Origin of the sequence: Kribbella sp. NPDC051587 (assembly GCF_044453945.1) — a bacterium.
Classification (GTDB): Bacteria; Actinomycetota; Actinomycetes; order Propionibacteriales; family Kribbellaceae; genus Kribbella.
In genome coordinates, this window is record NZ_JBITDE010000008.1 from 273,533 (window position 1) to 293,959 (window position 20,427).

Consider the following 20,427-nt stretch of genomic DNA (forward strand, 5'->3'; position numbering starts at 1 on the left):
GCACAATGGCTGAGTGACGCAGCGACCCCGGGCCAGCCTCGGCCGAGTACTCGACGATCTCGGCGCGACCCTGCTCGAGCTGGTCGCCGGCGACCCGGACCGGCCCATCGGTGGGGTCGCCATCTACGACCCGCTCGACGATCCGCTCCTCCCCCAGCACGCCCTGGTCCTCGGGGTCGGCCTACGCGACCCCGAGGAGATCACCCAGGTACTGCGTGATCTCAGCCGCCAGCACGCCGCAGGACTGGTACTGCGCAGTCCGGTCACCGTGGACGCCAATGAATCAGATGTGGCCGTGCTTGCGTTGACGCGCGGGGCGACCTGGGACCAGCTGGGCATTCTGCTGCGGTCGGTGCTCGATGTTGGGGTCGCGGAGTCCGAGACGCTCGCTGGGATGCCGTCTGGCGACCTGTTCGCGCTGGCCAACGCCACAGCCGCACTCCTGGACGCACCGGTCACCATTGAGGACCGCAGCTCGCGAGTGCTCGCCTTCTCCGGCCGGCAGGACGAGGCCGACACTGCCCGCGTCGAGACCGTCCTCGGTCGACAGGTCCCCGAGCGCTACTCCCGTTTACTGTCCGAGCGCGGAGTCTTCCGAGAGCTCTACCGAACCGACCAGCCGGTCTACGTGGCCCCGATGCCGGCCATCAGTCCTGAGGTGGCTATTCCGCGAGTGGCTGTTGCGGTGCGAGCCGGCGACGAGATCCTCGGCTCCATCTGGGTCGCGGTGCGGGAGCGGTTGACGGACGAGCGTTCTGAGGCCCTCCGTGATGCGGCCAAAGTCGTTGCCCTGCACATGTTGCGCATCCGCGCCGATGCGGACGTCGAACGCCGCCTGCGCGCCGACCTGGTCAGTACAGCACTCGAGGGTGGGCGTGAGGCGCTCGATCGGCTCGGGCTGGCCGACCACGCGCTCGTCGTACTGGCTCTCGCCGTACCGGCGGCTGCTGAGAGGCAGCGGCTGGCGGATGCGTTCGCGATGCACCTTGGCGCAGTCCAGCCGCGGTCAGCGGCCGCACTGGTGGGTGACGTGACCTACGGGCTGATGCCAGTGGACAGCGAGGAGCGCGCGGCTCGCATCGCCCAGGACTTCCTGGACCGAGTCGGTGATCGCTTCGGCGCGACCATCGGCGTGGCAACGGCAGTGCGTCTACCGCAGGCCCGGGCGAGTGCGGATCGCGCCTTGCGAGTGCTGCGGAGTGGGCGGCGTACACAGCGCGTGGCCCGGCTGGCCGACGTACAGGTTGAGGCGTTGCTGCTGGAGCTACGCGACCTCGTTGAGGCCCGCGGTGAGCAACCGACCGGACCGATTGCTCGCCTGGTGGCGTACGACCGGGAGCACAACTCCACGCTCGTCGAGACACTGCGGGCTTGGCTGGACGCCTTCGGTGACGTGACTGCCGCAGCGGCCGCCGTCTACGTACATCCGAACACCTTCCGGTACCGGCTGCGGCGGCTCGCCGAGGTTGGCGCTCTCGACCTTGCTGACCCGGAGGCACGGTTCGCCGCGATGCTGCAGTTGCGGGTACTTGCAGCTGACCTTGCAGCTGACACGGTGTCAGGCGGTTCGCTGGACGAACCATGTTGAGTATCGGAGACCTCGCCCGCCACACGCGCATCTCGGTGCGGATGCTGCGGCACTACGACGCACTAGGACTCGTCGTGCCCGAACGCGTCGACCCGCACACCGGCCATCGCTGGTACGCCCTGTCGCAGATCTGGCGCGTCGACAGTCTGGTCGCGCTCAAGGAGCTCGGGTTCACGCTCGAGCAGTGCGGCGCACTCCTCGACGAACAACTACCCGTCGACGAACTACGCGGAATGCTCCGCCTCCGCCGCGCCCAACTAGAGCAACGCCTCACCGCAGACGCCAATCGCCTGACAGAGGTCGAGCGCCGCCTCCGATCAATCGAAAGAGGCCTAACCATGACGAACCGCACCCTCAAGCTCGGCCCCCTCCCAGCCCTCCACCTGCTGAACCTCCACACCGACGTCAACGACGAAACCGAGATCGGCGGCGCCGTACACACCCTGACCGAACAACTCGACGCACTGCACCTGCCCGGCCAACGTGTCCACATCTACGACGGCCGCACCAACAAGATCAGAGTCTCCGTCGGCGTCGCAGTGGCCGACGGCACGACCGCACCCGCCGGCCTGGACCTCACCGTCGTACCAGCCGAACCTCAGGGTGCCTCCGTCACCTACCGAGGCCCGGCCGAAGGCATCGCCGACACCTGGCGCACCCTCGACGTTGCCCTCGACGAACAAGGCCTCGAGTCCTACGGCATCTACCGCGACCTCCGCCTCAACACCGAGGACCCCACCAACGTCACCGTAGAACTACAAGCCACCGTCCGCCCGACCCGCATCTGTTAGCTCGCCCCGTACGACGCTCCGCCCAGCGTGGTCCCGACGCCTACGGTCGGCGCGTGGACAGCCGCATTGGGGAGGATCCAGGACCGATCCGGGGGGTGAATCCTCCCCACAGTGGTTCGGCGAGGGCGCTCACGCTCCCCAAACCGGTTTGGGGAGGCATCGCGCAACGGGGTCAAGGGGTTATCGGAGGGGAACCACGCTACAGCGGGGCGTCCGCTAGCGGAGGCGGGCCGGCCAGGGGTGGCCGAGGTGGAGGTGGTCGATCATGTCGGCCAGCCAGCTGCGTTGGTCCGCGGAGAGCAGCGGGAGCGCGGCGGCGAAGTCCACCTCATCCTTGGGGCGGGCTTGTTTCGCCTTGTAGGCAAGGGCGATCTCGGGGTTGAGGTATCTGATGCCGTCGGGGGCGCGCCAGGTGATGTCGGCCAGGTCGTAGTCGAGGGTTGGGTCGCGGCGGAAGACCCAGCGGCCGTTGCGGTCCGGGTTGACGACGACGTCGAACTCCCAGGGGGACAGGGCGTGCCGACGGAGCCAGATCTGGTCCGCGTCGTCCGATTGGTCGGGTCGGTCGTCGGTGAGGGGCTGGAGGCGGCCGCCGGCGTTGGACCAGAGGTCGTAGGTGCCGCGGAGGAAGAGCCGGAGGTTCTCGATGTCGCGACGCCAGAGCGACACGTCGACATCCTCGTGTTCGCGGTGCACCCCGGTGAACGCGTCCAGCGCCCACCCACCGGCGATCCACCACTCACCGTCGTACCCGTTGAGCATCGCCAGGGCGTCCGCCGGGGTCGACTGTTTCCACGGACCGTACAAGCGCTGAAAAGCGAGTTCCTCGGGATCAAGGTCGTCGGGGTATCCGTCCATCGACCGATCGTCACACACAACGAAGCGCCCGGCTCGGCAATAAAGCCGAACCGGGCGCGATCGTGCACTGGATCAGGACTTGCGCTTGGTGACCTCTTCGGTGGCGGCCGGGAGGACCTTGTGCAGGTCGCCGACGACGCCGAAGTCGACGAGCTCGAAGATCGGGGCCTCGTTGTCCTTGTTGACGGCAACGATCGTCTTCGAGGTCTGCATGCCGGCGCGGTGCTGGATCGCGCCGGAGATGCCGGCGGCGACGTACAGCTGCGGGGACACGGTCTTGCCGGTCTGGCCGACCTGGTAGGCGTGCGGGTACCAACCCGAGTCGACCGCGGCGCGGGAAGCACCAACGGCAGCACCGAGCGAGTCGGCGAAGGCCTCGACCGGACCGAAGTCGCCGCCGGTACCGCGGCCACCCGACACGATGATCGCGGCCTCGGTCAGCTCCGGGCGACCGGTAGCTGCCCGCGGCTTCGAGTCGGTGATGCGAGCCGTCTTGGCGGCGTCCGAGATCGTGACGTCGAACTCCTCGACCTCCGGGGAGGTCTCCGCGGCCTCGGGGGTCGCGGCGTTCGGCTTCACGGTGATGATCGCGGTGCCCTTGGTGATCTTCGACTTGACGGTGAAGTTGCCCGCGAACACCGACTGCGTGGTGACCGGGCCCTCCTGGACGTCGACGGCGTCGGTGATCAGGCCGGACTCGAGCTTGACCGCGAGCCGGGCCGCGATCTCCTTGCCCTCGGCGTTCGACGAGATCAGGATCGCCGACGGCTCGATCTTGGCCGCGACCTGCTGCAGCGCCTCGGCCTTCGGGGCCACCAGGTACTGCGAGAGCTCCGGGTTGGTCAGCGCGATCACCTTGGTCGCGCCGTACTGGCCCAGGGCCGGCAGTGCGTCCGCGGCGTTGTCACCGATGAAGACGGCGACGGGCTCGCCGAGGCGGCGGGCGATGGTGAGGAGCTCGGCGGTCGTCTTGCGCACGACACCGGCGGTGTGGTCGACGAGAACCAGAACGTTGGACATCTCAGCCCCTCAGAGGAACTTGTTGGTGGACAGGAACTCGACGAGTTGACCCGCGCCGGAGCCGTCCTCGTCGGTGACGATGGTGCCCGCGGTCCGCGCCGGACGGGCGGTCACCTCGACCACCTCGGTCCACGCCGACGAGCCGCCGACCTGCTCGGCCGTCAGCTCCAGGTCGGCCAGCGACCAGGTCTCGACCGGCTTCTTCTTCGCGGCCATGATGCCCTTGAACGACGGGTACCGCGGCTCGTTGGCCTGGTCGGAGACGCTCAGCACCAGCGGCAGCGTGCCCTCGACGGTGTCGCTCGCGGTGTCACCGTCGCGACGGATCTTCACCGCCGTACCGTCGACGGTGACCTCGGAGCCGAGCGTGACGGCCGGCAGGCCGAGGCGCTCCGACACCATCGCCGGTACGACGCCCATGCCGCCGTCGGTCGAGCTCATCCCGAACACGACCAGGTCGGCCTCGAGCTTGGCCAGCGCCTTCGACAGCACCAGCGAGGTCGCGACCGCGTCGGACCCGTGGATGGCGTCATCGAGCACGTGGACACCGGCGTCGGCGCCCATCTGCAGACCCTTCTTCACCGCGTCCGCAGCCTGCTCGGGGCCGACGGTGAGGATGGTCACCTCGGCGTCGCCGGCCTCCTTCACGGTCAGCGCGGTCTCAACGGCATATTCGTCGAGCTCGGACAGCAACCCGTCCACACCGGCGCGGTCCACCGTGTTGTCTTCCGGGCGGAAGCGGCGGTCCGCCGTGGCATCCGGCACGAACTTCGCGCAGACGACGATCTTCATAGCGTGTTGGACCCCTTCTGGTTTTCGGTCTCTCCCAGCCTGCCACGGATGTTACTCGCGAGAAACATAAGCCACGTGCGAGTCCCATCACACCGCCGGCGCCTGATCAGGCTATCCCCTCGCCCCGGAGCCGGTCAGGGGCGGCGGCCGAGGCGTCCGACACACCCGATCCAGCAACGAACCGTGATCGAGGGTTTACCCATCGTGAGCGCGGGCACCGGCCTGTCGTTAGTTGCTGCACGCAAACAACCACACGGGGTTGATGAGAATGACCATGCAGGGAATCGAGAACGTTGTCGGCGAGACCGCGTACGACGCCTCCGGGGACAAGGTCGGATCGGTGGGCAATCTCTATGCCTCCGACACCACCGGCAAGCCCGAGTGGGTGACCGTCAACACGGGCCTGTTCGGCACGAAGCACACCTTCGTACCGCTCGACGGCGCGCACGTCGAGAAGGACGGGCTGCACCTGGCGCCGATGAAGTCGAAGATCAAGGACGCGCCGCGGATCGACGCCGGCGGGCATCTGTCCGAGCGCGAGGCCACCGAGCTCTACCGGTACTACGGCATGGGCGTCCCGAAGGCCGACGGCCGCGCCAACGCGGGGATGGCCGGACAGCCCGGGATGCAGAACGCCAAGATGGATGGTACGGCGGCCGACGGGTCGATGGTGCGTTCCGAGGAGCGGCTGCACGCCGGCACCGAGACGGTCGAGTCCGGCCGGGTCGGTCTGCGCAAGGTCGTCGTGACCGAGGAGCAGCAGGTCACCGTCCCGGTCAGCCACGAGGAGGTCCGCGTGGTCCGGGAGCCGATCGCCGAGGGCGAGACCGGCGGCCGGATCGGCGAGGACCAGCGCGAGGTCGTGCTGCACGAGGAGCGTCCGGTCGTGGCGAAGGAGACTGTCGCCGTGGAGCGGGTCGGCCTCGAGACCGAGACCGTGCGCGGCGAGGAGCAGATCACCGAGACCGTCCGGAAGGAGCAGGTCGAGGTGGACGGCCTCGACGACGACGGCACCGGGAAGCACAAGAAGCACTGATCTGATGCGTGAAAGGCGGTGTCCGGGCCGGGCGGGCCCGGACACCGCCTTTGTGCATAAGCTGACCGCGTGACCGAGACCGTGACAACCACGCTGTCCCTCACCGGCGAGAGAACGGCCCCCGGCATCTGGCACGAGAACTACTGGTTCGCCCGGCACGAAGCGGCGTACCGGTGGATCGTGGCCGAACTGCTGCCGCTCGCTGGGCGGGTGCTCGAGGCCGGCTGCGGCGAGGGGTACGGCGCGGAGCTCCTCCGCACGTCCGGTTCGGAGCCCGTCTTCGGGCTCGACTACGAGGAACTGACTCTCGAGCATGTACGGCGGACTTATCCGCAGGTGCAGGTGGTCCGCGGCAACCTGGTCCAGACCCCGTACGCCGACGCGAGTTTCGAGCTCCTCACGTCATTGCAGACGATCGAGCACCTGTGGGAGCAGCCGCGGTTCATCACCGAGTGCGCGCGAATCCTGCAGCCGGGAGGGACCGCCGTACTGAGCACTCCGAACCGGCTGACCTTCCCCAGCGGGAACTGGTACCACACGCGTGAGCTGACGATGGCGGAGTTCACCGAGCTGGTCGAACCGACCTTCGACATCACGCACACACTCGGGCTTCACCACAACAAGCGGTTGCAGGACTGGGAAGCGACCAACGGCTCCTGCGTGGACGCACAACTGGCCGCACCCCATGACGAGTGGCCGGACGACCTGCGCGAGCTCGTGACAGGCACGACGTACAGGGACTTTGAGATCAGGCCGGGCGACCTCGACGCGTCGCTCGACCTGATCCTTGTCGCCGTGAAACCTACGGACGGATGAAGCGTTCGAGGATCTTGCCCGCGATCAGGTAGACGAGCGCGGCGATCCCCCAGTTCACCAGCAGGGTGTTCTTGGCGGTCTCGAGCCGGAACAGGTCCTTGAACGGGCCCACCAGGTCGTGCCCGCGCTCCAGCACCCAGCGCACGATCTCGTTGCTCTGATTGGTCTGATCGAGCGCGGTGAACAGCGCACCCAGCGCCAGCATCGCGGCCGCCAGGACAGCGATCAGCCAGATCAGCGAGGCGAGCAGATTACGCACCTGCCGAACGCCGGTACCGACTGAGCTCAAGGCCTGCTTGCCGGCCGGCGCACTCTTCACCGCAGGCTTGGCCGCCGGAGCAGCCGTCACCCGGCTGACCGGCTTCGTGACCGTCGTCTCGTCCGAAGCAGCCGGAGTCGCAGCAGCGGCCGGTGTCGCGGCCGCAGCCTGCTCGCGAGCCTTCTGCTCGGCCACGATCTCGGCGGCCGTTCGTGGCTTGGCGGTCTTGGTCGCGGTCGCCGCAGCCACTGGGGTGTCCTCGGGTGCTTTCCCGGCCTCGGCCGCTTCCGCTTTGTCGTCCTTGCCCACGTCACCCATCTCCTCAGCCGGGTTCAGTTCCTCACCTGCGCCTGGAACCGGTGCTGCCGTCTTGCGCCGGCGGCTGACCGGAACCGGCCGCGGCGACAACCGCCGCCGCGCCCCGGCGATCGGAGCCGGCGCCACGTCATCCGCTACCGGTATCCCACCGGCAGCCGTTTCAAGCGCTGGTTCCAACGTAGCGCGTGGAGGTTCGGCCGCGTCGGTCCTGGACTGCTCAGCCACGCCGCTTCTCCTCTCCGACACTCATCCGGTCGTGCGGGCCATAGTGCCCGACTGGTGAGTAACTTGAGAACCCCTCAGCGCCTTCTTTGTCGCCGCCGGTAGTCGGTGTCACGGTCACCTCAGGTGTCGCGGGCTGTGCTGGAACAGGCTGGACAGGTGCAGGGTCGGCGGAACCCTGCGTGCGCAACTGGGCGGCGGTCGCGGCGTTCACCTCGGCGAGACCGGCCAGGTAGGCACGGCGTGGCGCGTCGGCGGCATAGCGGGTGGTGCGGTCGGCGACGACGACCGCCGGAACCCCGGCGGCGACGGCGTACGCAGGAATGTTGCCACGGGCAACGCTGTTCGCGCCGATCACCACGCCGCGACCGAGGTCGGTTCCGCGGGTGACGGTGACCTTGGTGGCCAGCCAGCAGTCCGGGCCGATCCGGACCGGCGACTTCACCAGCCCCTGGTCCTTGATCGGCAGGCCGAGGTCCTCGGTCTTGTGGTCGAAGTCGCAGATGTAGGTCCAGTCCGCGATCAGCGTGGAGGCACCGATCTCGATGTCCAGGTAGCAGTTCACCGTGACGTCGCGGGCGAACACGACCTTGTCGCCGATCCGCAGCGTGCCCTCGTGCGCGCGCAGCCGGGTCTCGTCACCGAGGTGCACCCACTTGCCGAGGATGATCCGGCCGTGGCCGCGGCGCGCAACGATCTCGAGCTTCTTGCCCAGGAAGACGAAACCCTCGGTGATCACCTGCGGGTGCCGCAGCTTGAACCAGGCGAACCGCCAGTACCGCTTGAGGTAGTACGGCGTCCACGCCCGGTGGCGCACCACCCAGCGCAGATTCGCCACGGACAGCAACCGCATTCAGTTACCTTACTGCTACTCCAGTGATGGAGACGTTGTAGTACAACTCATCCGGCACGACGTTCGACAGAACCTTGTCCACCTTGGACAGCTGCAGCCACGACTTGTAGGCGAACATCCGCCAGCCGAAGCCGAGCTTCTGCTCCGGTACGGCGGCCTCGAACGTGCGGATCGGCCAACCCAGCCAAGCCGCGGTCAGCTCCTCGGTCACCGTCTTCACCTGTACGGCGCCCGCGCGGGTGGCCGTGCGCGCCAGGGTGTCCGGGTCGAAGGTGTGCAGGTCCACAACCGCTTCCAGTGCGGCGGCTCGCGAGGACTCGTCGAGCTCGGCCTGCGGACGTCGCCAGTCCGACAACGCGGGCAGCTTGGTGACGTTGGTGGTCGCCCACCAGGTCAGGCGGGACAGCCGGCGGGCGATGAAGTCGCCGTACCGGGTGGGTTCGCCACAGATGACGAACCGGCCGCCGGGCTTGAGGACGCGGAGCATCTCGCGGAAGGCGAGCTCGACATCCGGGATGTGGTGAATGACCGCGTGCCCGATCACCAGGTCGAACGTGTCGTCGTCGTACGGGAGTTTCTCGGCGTCGGCGACCCGGCCCTCGACGGCGAAGCCGAGGGTCTTGGCGTTCTTCTTGGCCGCCTCGACCATGCCCGGGGACAGGTCGGTGACGTGGGCCTCGTCCAGCACGCCGGCCAGCTTGAGGTTCAGCGTGAAGAAGCCGGTACCGGCACCGATCTCGAGGGACTTGCCGTACGGCCAGCCCTGGTCACCGGCGATCGCGGTGAACCGGTCGCGCGCGTAGGCGACGCAGCGCTCGTCGTACGAGATCGACCACTTCTCGTCGTACGTCGAGGCTTCCCAGTCGTGGTAGAGCACCTGGGCGAGCTTGTTGTCGTTCCAGGCGGCCTCCACCTGCTCGGCGGTCGCGGCGGGCTTCTCGGCAGAGGTGGTCATCACTGTCCCTTGAATTCGGCCTTACCAGGGCCGTTCTCGACGAAAGACTTCATTCCGATGGTGCGGTCCTCGGTGGCGAAGAGGGCGGCGAACTGCTGCCGCTCGATCTCCAGGCCGGTGCTGAGGTCGACGCCCAGGCCTGCGTCGATCGACTCTTTGGCTGCTCTGAGAGCAAGCGCCGCCGCCTTGGAGAACTGCGCGGCCCAAGCGACCGCGGCGTCGTACACCTCGGCGGCCGGGACGACCTTGTCGACCAGGCCGATCTGCAGCGCCTCGTCGGCAGCCACGAAGCGGCCGGTGTAGATGATGTCCTTGGCCTTGGACGGGCCGATCAGCCGGGAGAGGCGTTGGGTGCCGCCGGCACCGGGGATGACGCCGAGCAGGATCTCCGGCTGGCCGAGCTTGGCGTCGTCGGCAGCGATCCGGTAGTCGGTGCACAGGGCAAGCTCACAGCCACCACCGAGTGCGTACCCGGTGATGGCTGCGACTGTCGGCTTGGGGATCGTGGCTACGGCGGACAGGGCGGCCTGCAGCGGACCGGAGCGCTTGACCATGTCGGCGTACGACATGTCGGCCATCTCCTTGATGTCCGCGCCGGCGGCGAAGACGCGCTCGCCGCCGTACACGACCACCGCACGGACGTCGTCGTTCGCCGTGGCCTCGTCGGCCGCGGCGCGGATCTCGTCCTGTACCTGGACGTTCAGGGCGTTCATCTTGGGCCGGTCCAGCCGGATCGTCCCGACACCATCACTCACGGTCAGGTTGACGAACTCACCCATGCGTCGCTCCCTTAGTCACCTACCCACCGGTCACATCAACGGGAACCGTACTACAGGTCGACGGGCTGACCGGAAGTGGCAGAGCGGCGGGCAGCGTCCACGATCTGCAGCGTGCGCAGGCCTACGGCACCGTCCGGCTGCGGTACGACGGCCGGCTCCTTCCCCGGGACCGGGGGGCCGGACTCACGGACCGCGTTGAGGAAGGTGTTCAGCAGCGACTCGTCCAGATTGCCGCCGAAGGCCAGGAAGACCTCACCTTCTGGGTCCGTCCCACCGACGTGCGGGAGGAAGGGTTCGATCTCCACCGAGCCGTTGGTTCCGGTGACCCGCAGCGAGACGCCGCCCCAGGTCGGACCGTTGTCCGGAACGCTCCACGAGCAGTCGATCGTTGCCAGCAGCCCGTTGTCGTAGGTGATGGTGACCAGTCCGCCGGTCTCGACCTGCACGTCCTTGTCCTGGTGCAGCACGTGATTCGCAGCCGCGTAGACGCGCGCAGCCGAAGCACCACCGGTCAGTCCGTCGATCAGGTCGGCACAGTGCACGGTGTGGTCGACCAGCGCGCCACCGCCTGCCAGGTCCGCATCCGTGAACCACTGGCGAGCGGCGTACGGGATCTTGCCGTTGTTGGTGCCCACGACGGCGTAGACGTCGCCGAGACGGCCGGCTTCGACCAGTGCGCGCAGCCGCAGGTACGACGGCGCGAAGCGCACCGGGTACGCGATCATCAGGATCGAACCGGCTGCGGCGCAAGCGTCCAGCATGGCTTGGCCATCCGCGACCTCAGTGGCCAGCGGCTTCTCACACAGCACGTGTGCGCCGACTGCCGCGGCCCGCTCGACCAGTGCGCGGTGGCCGGCGTTCTCCGACGTCACCACGACAGCATCCGGGCCCCACGCGAACAGCTCGTCGTACGAGTCCACGTAGGCCACACCGAACTTCTCGGCGAGCTCTGCACCCCGCGGACCGGCGTCCGGGGCCGCTGCACCATCCGGATCGGCAGAGAGCACCTCGACGTCGGGCATCTGCGCCAGCAGGTAGGCGTACGACGCCGCGTGGGTGTGAGCAAAAGAGGCGATCGCTACCTTCATGCCACGGCTCCTGAAGAGGTGAAGGACTTCATGTCGATGGTCTTGCCGGACTCCATGGACGCGCGGGCCGCCTCAGCGAGGTAGACCGCCGCTGCACCGTCGGCACCGACAACGCGTGGCTCCGGACCACCACGCAAGGCGATCGCCAGCTCCCGAAGCTGTGTCAGATAAGGGCTTTCTCCGCGCGCAGCCGCCGGAATCAGTACGTCGCCGCCCACCGCGTCGTCCCGCAGTTCGTCGACGAACCCGGTGTCGGTACCGGCCGCATACTTCAGTACGCCGGACGCCCCAGCAACGTGGAATCCGGTCCGGAACGGAGCTCCGGGCACACCCCAGGTCGCGCGGCAAAAGGAGATCGCACCGGACTCGTGGCTCAGCGTCACATGCGCAGCGACGCACACCGGGCTGATGCCGTCCACGTTCGGCGGGCTCTGGACGGCGTACACGGTGGTGACCGGTCCGCACATCCACTGCGCCTGGTCGAGGTCGTGGACCATCAGGTCCATGATCACGCCGCCGGAGTGGTTCACGTCGCGATACCACTCCACACCGGCCGGCGAGGAGCCCTGGCGGTAGAAGCGCGCGACGGCGACCGGACCGATCCGGCCGGCCTGCACTGCGTCGTACGCGGCCTTGTACTCGGGGAAGAAGCGCACCACGTGCGCCGGGAAGACCTTCACGCCCGCGGCCTCGGCCGCTGCCATCACCTCGTGCGAGTCGGCCGCGGTGAGCGTCAGAGGCTTCTCACAGATCACGTCCTTGCCCGCTGCGATCGCTGCGAGCGTCAGCTCCTTGTGCGTCGGCGACGGGGTGACGATGTCGACGAACTCGACCTCGGCGAGCAGTCCGTCCAGGGTCGGCGCCACCTCCAGGCCGTACTGCTCGGCCAGCGACTCCGCGCCTTCGACCGAGTGCACGAGGACGCGTGCGCCGAGTGCTTTCCACGCCGCCACGTGGACGTGGGCGATGTTGCCCGCACCGATCAGGCCGACTGTCAGATCGGCCAGCTGTTCCGCCATGAGACCCTCACTTGAGTCTGGGAGTATGTCGTAACTTAGTAACGATCCTTGCCTATCATTGCGCAGAGACGTTCACAACCACCGTCTCACGATCACAACCCGGGCATTCGGGGTCAATACACCCCGCCCTCCGACGGGTTTGCCATTACTTGTGCAGAATGTGCCGGTGACTGACACGACCGCGACTCCGACCACAGCCGGTCCAGCCGGCGACCTCGGGCCGCGGCTGGGCGCAGCGGTCCAGACCGATGGGACGACGTTCACCTTGTGGGCGCCCGCGGCGGAGCGGGTAGAGCTCGCGCTGGTCGCCGAGGACGGCAGCCAGCGCAACCTCGACCTCGCGCACACCGGTGAGTTCTGGACCGGGTTCGTGGCCGGCGTCGGTCCCGGCCAGCGGTACGGGTACCGCGTGCACGGTCCGTTCGATCCGTCGCACGGACTGCGCTTCAACCCGTCCAAGCTGCTGCTCGACCCTTACGCGCGCGCCGTGGACGGCGTACTCGATTTCGCCAGTCCTCTGATCTATGACTCGTCGGACGGCGACTCGGCCGGACATGTCCCGGTCAGTGTCGTGGTCGGCGAGTCCGAACCCCCACCGCCGATCTGCAAGCCGGTGCACTGGGGCGAGACCGTCGTGTACGAGCTCCACACCAAGGGCTTCACGAAGCTGCATCCCGACGTACCGGAGCACCAACGAGGGACGTACGCCGGTCTGGCCCACCCGTCGGTCATCAGGTACCTGCAGGAGCTCGGGGTCACCTCGGTCGAGTTGTTGCCGATCCACCAGTTCTTGACCGAGCCTGCGATCGCGGCGCGTGGTCTACCGAACTACTGGGGCTACAACACCCTCGGCTACTTCGCTCCGCACGCTTCGTACTCGTCGTCAGGTACCCGTGGTGAGCAGGTGACCGAGTTCAAGGCCATGGTGGCCGCGTTCCATGCCGCGGGAATCGAAGTGATCCTGGACGTCGTCTACAACCACACCGCCGAGGGCGGGTTCGACGGGCCGACCCTGAGCTTCCGTGGCATCGACAACCGCGCGTACTACCGGCTCGGCGCCGGCGGCACCATGTACGACGTCACTGGTACCGGCAACTCGGTCGACACCTCGCACCCGCAGGTCCGGCGGCTCCTGATGGACTCGCTGCGGTACTGGGTCGAGGAGATGGGGATCGACGGCTTCCGGTTCGACCTTGCTGTCACGCTGATACGTAACGAGCGTCATGAGGTCGACCTGGTCGATCACCCGTTCCTCTCCGAGGTCGCGGCCGACCCGGTGCTCGGCCGGGTCAAGCTGATCTCCGAGCCCTGGGACGTCGGCAACTTCGGCTACCAGGTCGGCAACTTCGGCACCCCGTGGTCGGAGTGGAACGGCAAGTTCCGCGACAGCGTGCGCGACGTGTGGCGCAACACCTCCGACGGCGTGAAGGACCTGGCCTACCGGCTCTCCGGCTCCAGCGACCTGTACGGCGACGACGGCCGCTACCCGTATGCGTCGATCAACTTCGTCACGGCCCACGACGGCTTCACCCTGCGCGACCTGGTCAGCTACGACCACAAGCACAACGAGGACAACCACGAGGACAACCGGGACGGCACCGACGACAACCGGTCCTGGAACTGCGGCGTCGAGGGCGAGACCGACGACCCGGGGGTGGTCGCGTTGCGGAAACGCCAGATGGCGAACCTGATGTCCACGTTGATCCTGTCCACCGGCGTACCGATGATCACCATGGGCGACGAGTGCGGGCGGACGCAGGGCGGCAACAACAACGCCTACTGCCAGGACAACGGCATCTCCTGGTTCGACTGGACACTGCCCGACGAGTGGGCCGACCACCTCGCGCTGACCAGGAAGCTGATCGCGCTGCGGTCGGCCCACCCCACGCTGCGGCAATGGCACTACTTCTCCGGACAGCCCGTCGTACCGGGTGGTCGTAAGGACCTGTCCTGGATCGCACCGCACGGTGGGGAGATGGACGAGTCCGACTGGCACGACGGGAGCCTGCGCACGATCGGCATGTTCCTGGCCGGGGACGCGCTGCGGGCTACTGACGCAGAGGGCAATGCGCTGACGGACAGCTCGTTCCTGCTCGCTCTGAACGCGACCGCCGAGATGCGGCCGGTCGTCGTACCGGATGCGTCATGGGCCCCGGCGTACGAGGTCGTGCTGGACACCAGCAACAGCATGGTGACCGAAGTCGAAGCAGGCGCTACCGTGCCCCTCCCCCCGCGTTGCTTGGTGCTCCTTCGAGCACTGTGAGGGGTTGTTAACCTTCGCCTTGTACTTTCATTGGTCACCTGCTGTTCACGTTTGGGGGGACCAATGTTTCTACTGCGCCGCGCCCCGCGTCGTGAACGAACCACGCCCATCGGGGCGATGCATCGTGCCATCATGCGCTGGGGCGAGGCGGACCGGACGAGCTCCCGGCTGGCTGTGCAGCGGTGGCTCGACGGTGTCGCGTACGTCGACGTCCAGGCGCGCACGTACGCCGACTACTGGACCCAGCAGAACTCTCACGTGCTCACAGGGAGCGGACCGCTCTGGGTCGTACTGGGTGACTCGACTGCGCAGGGGCTCGGTGCATCCAGCCCTCTGCACGGCTATGTAGGTCAGGTGCTCAACGCACTCCGCCGTACCGGGACTCCGTGGCGTGTACTCAACCTGTCCCGCTCTGGCGCTCAGACGCGGCACGTGCTTGACGACCAGTTGCCTCTACTCGAGGGACTACAACCTGCGCTCGTCACTTGCGGTATCGGAAGCAACGACATCCTTGCGACGCCGCCGAAGCGCTTCCGCGACCACCTCAAGCAGGTGATCGGCCGGCTGCCCGCAACGTCTGTGGTGATGGACCTGACCGTGCCCGACCGCTTGTGGCGCGTCGGTGGCGCAGTCAGCCCGTATGTCGCCGGTATCAACCAGCACATCAGCACCACGGCCACTGATCGTGGCCTCCCGGTGGCCGAGGTGTCCAGGCATGCACGGCCGCCTTGGCGCGGAATGCTCGCGCCGGACAACTTCCACCCGAACAACCTCGGCTACCGGCGGCACGCCGACGCCCTACTCATGGCGCTTCAGGCCTCCGGAGTCTGCGGGCCGTCGGCCAGCAGCAGGTAGAGCGAACGGCGCGCGTCGCCCAGGATCTTGGCGGCCGCGGCACGCTGCTCCTCAGAGCCAGTGCGGCCGACCTGCCGAGCAGCGATGTGCAGCTCCTCGAGCAGCCCGCGCAGATCAGTGGCAGGCTCAGCCTGCGCAAACGCGGCGAACGGGTCGGCGGACGCCTCACGGCGCTCTTCGACATACGCACGGCCGGCGTCGGTCAGCGTGACGAGCTTGCGGCCCGCCTCTGCGGTGACGGCGACCAGGCCCTCGTCTTCTAGTTGGTTGATGGTCGGGTAGATCGCGCCCGGGCTGGGGGTCCAGCGTCCGGCGCTACGATCGGCGATCGCCTGCATCAACTGGTAGCCGTGCATCGGCTCCTCGCTGAGCAGCATCAGGACCGCCGTACGGACATCGCCGCGTGGAGCCCGGCCACGGCCTGAGCCGCGTCCCGGTCCCCGGCCACCGCGTCCGCGGTGCATCGGCATGCCTTCTCCCATCCGCGGTCCACCGCGGTGGGGATGGTGGTGGCCGCGTCGGCGGCCACGGGTCTCGTTGGGGGTGTTCATGGTTTCCTCCTCATATGGATTCATGACACTAACGATATATCGTTACCGTCACAAACACAAGAGGCCTTTACTCTCCCCCTGGGGGAGGCTGTTGGATGACGCTGTGTTGACGATCAGCGAGTTCGGGCGGCGGGCAGGGCTTTCCCAGAAGGCACTGCGGCTGTACGACGTGTCCGGGTTGCTGGCGCCCGCCCGAGTGGACCCAAGCAACGGCTACCGGCTGTACGACGAGGACCAACTGGAGCGGGCCCGCCGGATCAGCGTGCTCCGGCAGTTGGACATGCCGCTGGCCACGATCACCGACATGCTGGCCGGCTCCGACGAGGAGGCGGTCATCCGGCTCGACCGGTGGTGGGCGGCCGAAGAGGCGACGACCGCGGCGCGGCGCGCGACCCTCGAGTACCTACGTAGCCGGCTGACCCACAACGGGACCGTCGGTCTGACACCGCGCCCGGTGCACGTCCGCGAGGTGCCGGAGACGAAGATCGCGACGATCCGGACGGAGACCGACCAGCAGTATCTCGTCGGCGTGATCGTGTCGTCGACCAGCGAGATCGCGGCCTACCTGCGCTCGGCCGGCGCCGAGCTGACCGGTGAGTCCTGGGTGCTGTTCCACAGCGCGGTCACCCCGGAGTCCGAAGGGACGGTCGAGATCTGTCTGCCGTTCACCGGCACGGTCGATCCGGCCGGCCCGATCGCGATCCGGATCGAGCCGGCGCATCAAGAGGCCTACACGACGCTCACCATGAACGAGTGCGCGTTCCCGCGCGTGATGCTCGCGTACGACCTGGTCTACGACTGGGCCCGGGGATCCGAACACCCCGAGGCCGGTCCGCCTCGCGAGATCTACCGCCCCGACTGCCACCTACTCCCCCGCGACGAACCCGCCGTCGACATCGCCCTGCCCATTCTTGTGAGGAGAAACTGATGGACTACGCGCAACAAACGCCGTACAGCGACCCCGGTGAGTACGCAGCGCTGTTCGACGCGCTGCCGGACGACATCCCCGCCATCGGCGCGGTCATCCGCAACCTGCTCATCCACTACCGCGGCGGCGGCATCGAGTTCACCGGCGACCGCCTGGCCGAGATCGACAACCGCTGGGTCTCGCGCATCCTGGAGGTCGACCAACGCCGCAACGGTACGGCGCTCGCCACACCCCGCGAGCCGGTCGACCGCGTCGTCGGCTGCTGCCGCGACTACACCCTGCTCTTCGTCTCTGCCCTACGCCACAAGGGCATTCCGGCCCGCAGCCGGATCGGGTTCGCCGTCTACTTCGGCGAAGGCTTCAACTTCGACCACGTCGTCGCCGAATACTGGGACGGCAACCGCTGGGTCATGACCGACGCCCAGCTCGAGCCCACCGGCGACCACCCCTTCAACACCCTCGACATGCCACCCGGCCCCTTCGTCTCCGCCGCCGAGGTCTGGCGCGACGCCCGCGCCGGCCGCATCGACCCCGACCTGTACGGCGTCCAACCCGGCCTCGCGATCGACGGCCTCGACCCCGGTCTGGCGTTGGGCGGCCTGTGGTTCATCCGCACCTACGTCCACTACCAACTGGCCCACCTGATGGGCGACGAACTCCTGCTCTGGGAATCCTGGGGCTCCCTGTCCCCCACCTACACCGAAGCCGACGCCACCCACACCGACGAACTAGCGGCGCTCTTGATTGCCTCCGACAACAAAGACGAAACCGCCACCAAAGAACTCACCCACCGCTACCACACCGACCCCACCCTCGCCCCCCACGGCCGCACCCTCCTCACCTCCCCCTCCGGCCGCCCCCACGAATGGATCAACCTCACGAGGTGAACCAGCCGCAAAGGCGTCCGGCCCGGTGACTTGATCAGGGTCTCCGGGCCGGATCTACACACCTCAGTTGCTATGGCTTCAGCAGATCTTGAGGCGGTTGAAGTCGTAGGTCGCGTAGTCGGGGACTGTGGTGATGGTGTTGTTCGCCGGGATGAAGGCGGAGTACCGGGGTCCCCAGAAGTGGACCTGGGCACCGCCGGTCTGGTGGTTCTTGACGGCGAGTGCGTCGACGAAGTTCGACAGCGAGCGGGTGTCGCATTTGTAGAGGTGGAAGACGCTGTGCATGCCGTCGCCTTGACCGACCGACACGCAGGCGATTCCGTTGGCGTAAGCGCAGATGGCCAGGGCCGCGTTCCGGTTGGCGCTGGAGATGTTGCGGTCGACCGACTCGCCGGACAGCAGCGGGTAGATCTGCGGCGTCCAGGCGGCCGGACTCTTCGGTGCGGCCTGGGCCGGCGCCTGTGCGGCCGGAACCAGGACCGCTGCCGCGAGCATCATCGCGACGGCTGCAGCTGCACGGGTACCGATTCTTCCCAACTTCATTTGATCCCCCTAGAAAGGTCATGTCCGTCTTTTCGGTCATGACCGGATCGATTGCCTTCCCCTTCACCGTAGGCGGACCGGCGGACCGGGTCCACGGCTTCGACCAGGACCGAAACCCGTTTTGGATCGATCGATCTAAAACGTGGTACGGTCGGTGCATGGTCAGGCCACGGATGTTCGACGAGGAGCAGGCTGTCGATGCTGCGATGCGCGTGTTCTGGGCGTCGGGGTACGAGGCGACGTCGACGCAGGCGCTCTGTGCGGCGACCGGGCTCGGGCGCAGCAGCATCTACAACACGTTCACCAGCAAGCGGGCGTTGTTCGATCTCGCCTTGCATCGCTACATGGAGCAGACGAGCGCGGTCCAGCTCGAGCTGATCCGGCGTGACGACCTCCCGATCCGCGAACGGGTACGGCGCATCCTGTGGAACGCCGTCGAGCCGGGCCCGGGCGATCCACCCGGCTGCCTGGTCATCAACACCGCGGTCGAGCTCGGCCCGACCGACCCCGAACTCGTCGAGCTCCTCGACCGCGACCACGCGCCCAAACTCGCCGCGCTCGCCGAAGCGATCCGCGCCGCGCAGTCCGCGGGTGAGCTCGCCGCCGATCGCGACCCGACCGCGCTGGCCGACTACGTGTACGTCGTACTGGGTGGTCTGCGCGTGGCTGCCCGCCGTGGCGCGTCTCCTGCCGCCCAACAATCCGTCATCGAGGCCGCGCTCCAGGCCTTCTGAATCCTGAGGAAACCATGCCCTCCCAAGGGAAAACTCTGCCCTTCGCCGTCTACCTGCTCGGTGCCGCGATCTTCGCCCAGGGAACGTCGGAGCTGATGCTGGCCGGTCTGCTCCCGGAGATCTCGTCCGATCTCGACGTGTCCATCCCGGCGGCCGGCCTGCTGATCTCGGCGTTCGCGATCGGCATGCTGGTCGGCGCACCCGTCCTGGCCGTGGTCACGTTGCGCTGGTCGCGGCGGGCCGCGATGCTCGCCTTCCTGGTGGTCTTCGCACTGACCCACGTCGCCGGCGCCCTGACCTCCAGCTACGGCTTCCTCCTCGCGACCCGCGTCGCCGGCGCCTTCGTGTACGCCGGATTCTGGGCGGTCGCGTCCGTCACCGCGATCGAACTGGCCGGCCCGCAGTCCCGCGCCCGAGCCATGAGCGTCCTGGCCGGCGGCCTGACCATCGCGTCGATCGTCGGTCTCCCGGCCGGTACGGCGCTCGGTCAGCACCTGGGCTGGCAGTCGGCCTTCTGGGCCGTCGCCGCGATGTCGGCGATCGCGATGATCGGAGTCGTCTTCACCATCCCGGGTGGCCGGTCCGCGACCACTCCCGAGCTCCGCCAGGAGTTCCGGGCAATGCGCAACCCCGGACTCTGGCTCGCCTACGGCACTACGGCGTTGTCGACGGCAGCGATCCTGGCGATCTTCTCCTACCTCGCTCCGCTGCTCACCGAAACCACCGGCCTGCCTGAGGCCTGGATCCCCGCCGTACTGGCCGTGTACGGCGTCGGCGCGCTGATCGGCATCACCACCGCCGGACGCACCGCCGACCGTCGCCCCTTCACCACCCTCACCCTCGCGCTCACCGGTCTCGGCGTGGCCGCCATTGCTCTCGCCCTCGGCGCCGGTACCCCGTGGCTCGCCGTACCGGCCATCGTCCTGGTCGGCGCCTTCGGCTTCGCCAACAACCCCGCCGTCAACGGTCGGGTCTTCAGCCTCGCCGGCTCCGCCCCCACCCTCGCCGCCGCCTTCAACGTCTCAGCCTTCAACGTAGGCATCACCGTCGGCCCCTGGTTCGCCGGCCTGGCCCTCGACGCCGGCGCCGGCTACTCCTCCGTCGGCTGGGTAGGCGCCCTCTTCACACTCCTTGCCCTAGGCACTGTTCTCCTCGCCACCCGTCTCCCGGTCCGGTCTCCCGAACCCCAACCCACTCCGGCAACCTGCAGCTGACTTTGTGCGCTGCCGTCCGTTTATGCTCGGCTGTTGCGTTATCGAGGAAGGCTGGTTG

21 protein-coding genes are annotated in these 20,427 nt (G+C 67.8%); 10 read left to right on the forward strand and 11 right to left on the reverse strand.

Going from position 1 to position 20,427, the window contains the following annotated elements; translation table 11 throughout:
- Positions 1-13: 13 nt before the first annotated feature.
- The gene (locus ACIA49_RS27705) at positions 14-1,588 is read left to right on the forward strand and encodes a PucR family transcriptional regulator (protein WP_396380246.1); all 1,575 of its coding nucleotides are present in this window, start codon (positions 14-16) and stop codon (positions 1,586-1,588) included.
- Positions 1,582-2,379, forward strand: a complete 798-nt coding sequence (locus ACIA49_RS27710; protein ID WP_396380247.1) for a MerR family transcriptional regulator — start codon at positions 1,582-1,584, stop codon at positions 2,377-2,379. Before ACIA49_RS27705 ends, ACIA49_RS27710 begins: the two co-directional genes overlap by 7 nt.
- A 216-nt stretch (positions 2,380-2,595) precedes the next feature.
- Here ACIA49_RS27710 and ACIA49_RS27715 read toward each other — a convergent pair whose 3' ends face one another.
- The 3 genes from ACIA49_RS27715 to ACIA49_RS27725 all read right to left on the reverse strand — a co-directional run bounded on the left by ACIA49_RS27715 (position 2,596) and on the right by ACIA49_RS27725 (position 5,049).
- The gene (locus tag ACIA49_RS27715; RefSeq protein WP_396380248.1) at positions 2,596-3,237 is read right to left on the reverse strand and encodes a nucleotidyltransferase domain-containing protein; all 642 of its coding nucleotides are present in this window, start codon (positions 3,235-3,237) and stop codon (positions 2,596-2,598) included.
- Positions 3,238-3,309: 72 nt separating this feature from the next.
- Positions 3,310-4,257 carry an electron transfer flavoprotein subunit alpha/FixB family protein gene (locus ACIA49_RS27720; protein ID WP_396380249.1) on the reverse strand — a complete coding sequence of 316 codons (948 nt, stop codon included), beginning with the start codon at positions 4,255-4,257 and terminating at the stop codon, positions 3,310-3,312.
- Positions 4,258-4,266: 9 nt separating this feature from the next.
- Positions 4,267-5,049: an electron transfer flavoprotein subunit beta/FixA family protein gene (locus tag ACIA49_RS27725; protein WP_396380250.1), complete on the reverse strand. Its 783-nt coding sequence runs from the start codon at positions 5,047-5,049 to the stop codon at positions 4,267-4,269.
- Between the two features lie 268 nt (positions 5,050-5,317).
- On the opposite strand from ACIA49_RS27725, the gene ACIA49_RS27730 reads away from it, so the two are divergent.
- A complete protein-coding gene (locus ACIA49_RS27730) occupies positions 5,318-6,085 on the forward strand; it encodes a DUF2382 domain-containing protein (RefSeq protein ID WP_396380251.1) in 768 nt (255 codons plus the stop codon).
- A gap of 69 nt (positions 6,086-6,154) precedes the next feature.
- The gene (locus ACIA49_RS27735) at positions 6,155-6,901 is read left to right on the forward strand and encodes a class I SAM-dependent methyltransferase (protein ID WP_396380252.1); all 747 of its coding nucleotides are present in this window, start codon (positions 6,155-6,157) and stop codon (positions 6,899-6,901) included.
- Here the strand turns inward: ACIA49_RS27735 and ACIA49_RS27740 are convergent.
- The 6 genes from ACIA49_RS27740 to ACIA49_RS27765 all read right to left on the reverse strand — a co-directional run bounded on the left by ACIA49_RS27740 (position 6,888) and on the right by ACIA49_RS27765 (position 12,394).
- Complete coding sequence (locus ACIA49_RS27740) at positions 6,888-7,604, reverse strand: hypothetical protein (RefSeq protein ID WP_396380254.1); 717 nt, start codon at positions 7,602-7,604, stop codon at positions 6,888-6,890. The two genes, ACIA49_RS27735 and ACIA49_RS27740, sit on opposite strands and share 14 nt — an antisense overlap.
- A gap of 91 nt (positions 7,605-7,695) precedes the next feature.
- Positions 7,696-8,553: an acyltransferase gene (locus ACIA49_RS27745; protein WP_396380255.1), complete on the reverse strand. Its 858-nt coding sequence runs from the start codon at positions 8,551-8,553 to the stop codon at positions 7,696-7,698.
- Between the two features lie 4 nt (positions 8,554-8,557).
- The gene (locus ACIA49_RS27750) at positions 8,558-9,508 is read right to left on the reverse strand and encodes a methyltransferase domain-containing protein (RefSeq protein WP_396380257.1); all 951 of its coding nucleotides are present in this window, start codon (positions 9,506-9,508) and stop codon (positions 8,558-8,560) included.
- A complete protein-coding gene (locus ACIA49_RS27755; protein WP_396380258.1) occupies positions 9,508-10,287 on the reverse strand; it encodes an enoyl-CoA hydratase/isomerase family protein in 780 nt (259 codons plus the stop codon). Before ACIA49_RS27755 ends, ACIA49_RS27750 begins: the two co-directional genes overlap by 1 nt.
- A gap of 50 nt (positions 10,288-10,337) precedes the next feature.
- On the reverse strand, positions 10,338-11,375 hold the full coding sequence (locus ACIA49_RS27760; protein WP_396380260.1) for a Gfo/Idh/MocA family protein: 1,038 nt from the start codon (positions 11,373-11,375) through the stop codon (positions 10,338-10,340).
- Positions 11,372-12,394: a Gfo/Idh/MocA family protein gene (locus ACIA49_RS27765; RefSeq protein ID WP_396380262.1), complete on the reverse strand. Its 1,023-nt coding sequence runs from the start codon at positions 12,392-12,394 to the stop codon at positions 11,372-11,374. The genes ACIA49_RS27760 and ACIA49_RS27765 overlap by 4 nt, the downstream gene beginning before the upstream one ends.
- Before the next feature lie 166 nt (positions 12,395-12,560).
- On the opposite strand from ACIA49_RS27765, the gene glgX reads away from it, so the two are divergent.
- A complete protein-coding gene (gene glgX, locus ACIA49_RS27770) occupies positions 12,561-14,657 on the forward strand; it encodes a glycogen debranching protein GlgX (RefSeq protein WP_396380264.1) in 2,097 nt (698 codons plus the stop codon).
- Between the two features lie 132 nt (positions 14,658-14,789).
- Entirely contained in the window at positions 14,790-15,512 is a 723-nt protein-coding gene (locus ACIA49_RS27775; RefSeq protein WP_396380265.1) for an SGNH/GDSL hydrolase family protein, read from the forward strand.
- Here ACIA49_RS27775 and ACIA49_RS27780 read toward each other — a convergent pair.
- Positions 15,470-16,087, reverse strand: coding sequence for a PadR family transcriptional regulator (locus ACIA49_RS27780; protein WP_396380266.1), 618 nt, complete (start codon positions 16,085-16,087; stop codon positions 15,470-15,472). The two genes, ACIA49_RS27775 and ACIA49_RS27780, sit on opposite strands and share 43 nt — an antisense overlap.
- A 67-nt stretch (positions 16,088-16,154) precedes the next feature.
- Here ACIA49_RS27780 and ACIA49_RS27785 point away from each other — a divergent pair, with 67 nt between their 5' ends.
- Entirely contained in the window at positions 16,155-16,991 is an 837-nt protein-coding gene (locus tag ACIA49_RS27785; protein WP_396380267.1) for a MerR family transcriptional regulator, read from the forward strand.
- Complete coding sequence (locus tag ACIA49_RS27790; RefSeq protein WP_396380268.1) at positions 16,991-17,878, forward strand: transglutaminase-like domain-containing protein; 888 nt, start codon at positions 16,991-16,993, stop codon at positions 17,876-17,878. Before ACIA49_RS27785 ends, ACIA49_RS27790 begins: the two co-directional genes overlap by 1 nt.
- 78 nt (positions 17,879-17,956) lie before the next feature.
- On the opposite strand, the gene ACIA49_RS27795 is transcribed toward ACIA49_RS27790, so the two are convergent.
- Complete coding sequence (locus tag ACIA49_RS27795) at positions 17,957-18,421, reverse strand: hypothetical protein (protein WP_396380269.1); 465 nt, start codon at positions 18,419-18,421, stop codon at positions 17,957-17,959.
- Between the two features lie 158 nt (positions 18,422-18,579).
- On the opposite strand from ACIA49_RS27795, the gene ACIA49_RS27800 reads away from it, so the two are divergent.
- Both ACIA49_RS27800 and ACIA49_RS27805 read left to right on the forward strand, forming a co-directional pair.
- A complete protein-coding gene (locus ACIA49_RS27800; protein WP_396380270.1) occupies positions 18,580-19,155 on the forward strand; it encodes a TetR/AcrR family transcriptional regulator in 576 nt (191 codons plus the stop codon).
- 14 nt (positions 19,156-19,169) lie between these two features.
- A complete protein-coding gene (locus ACIA49_RS27805; protein ID WP_396380271.1) occupies positions 19,170-20,369 on the forward strand; it encodes a Cmx/CmrA family chloramphenicol efflux MFS transporter in 1,200 nt (399 codons plus the stop codon).
- Positions 20,370-20,427 lie beyond the last annotated feature (58 nt).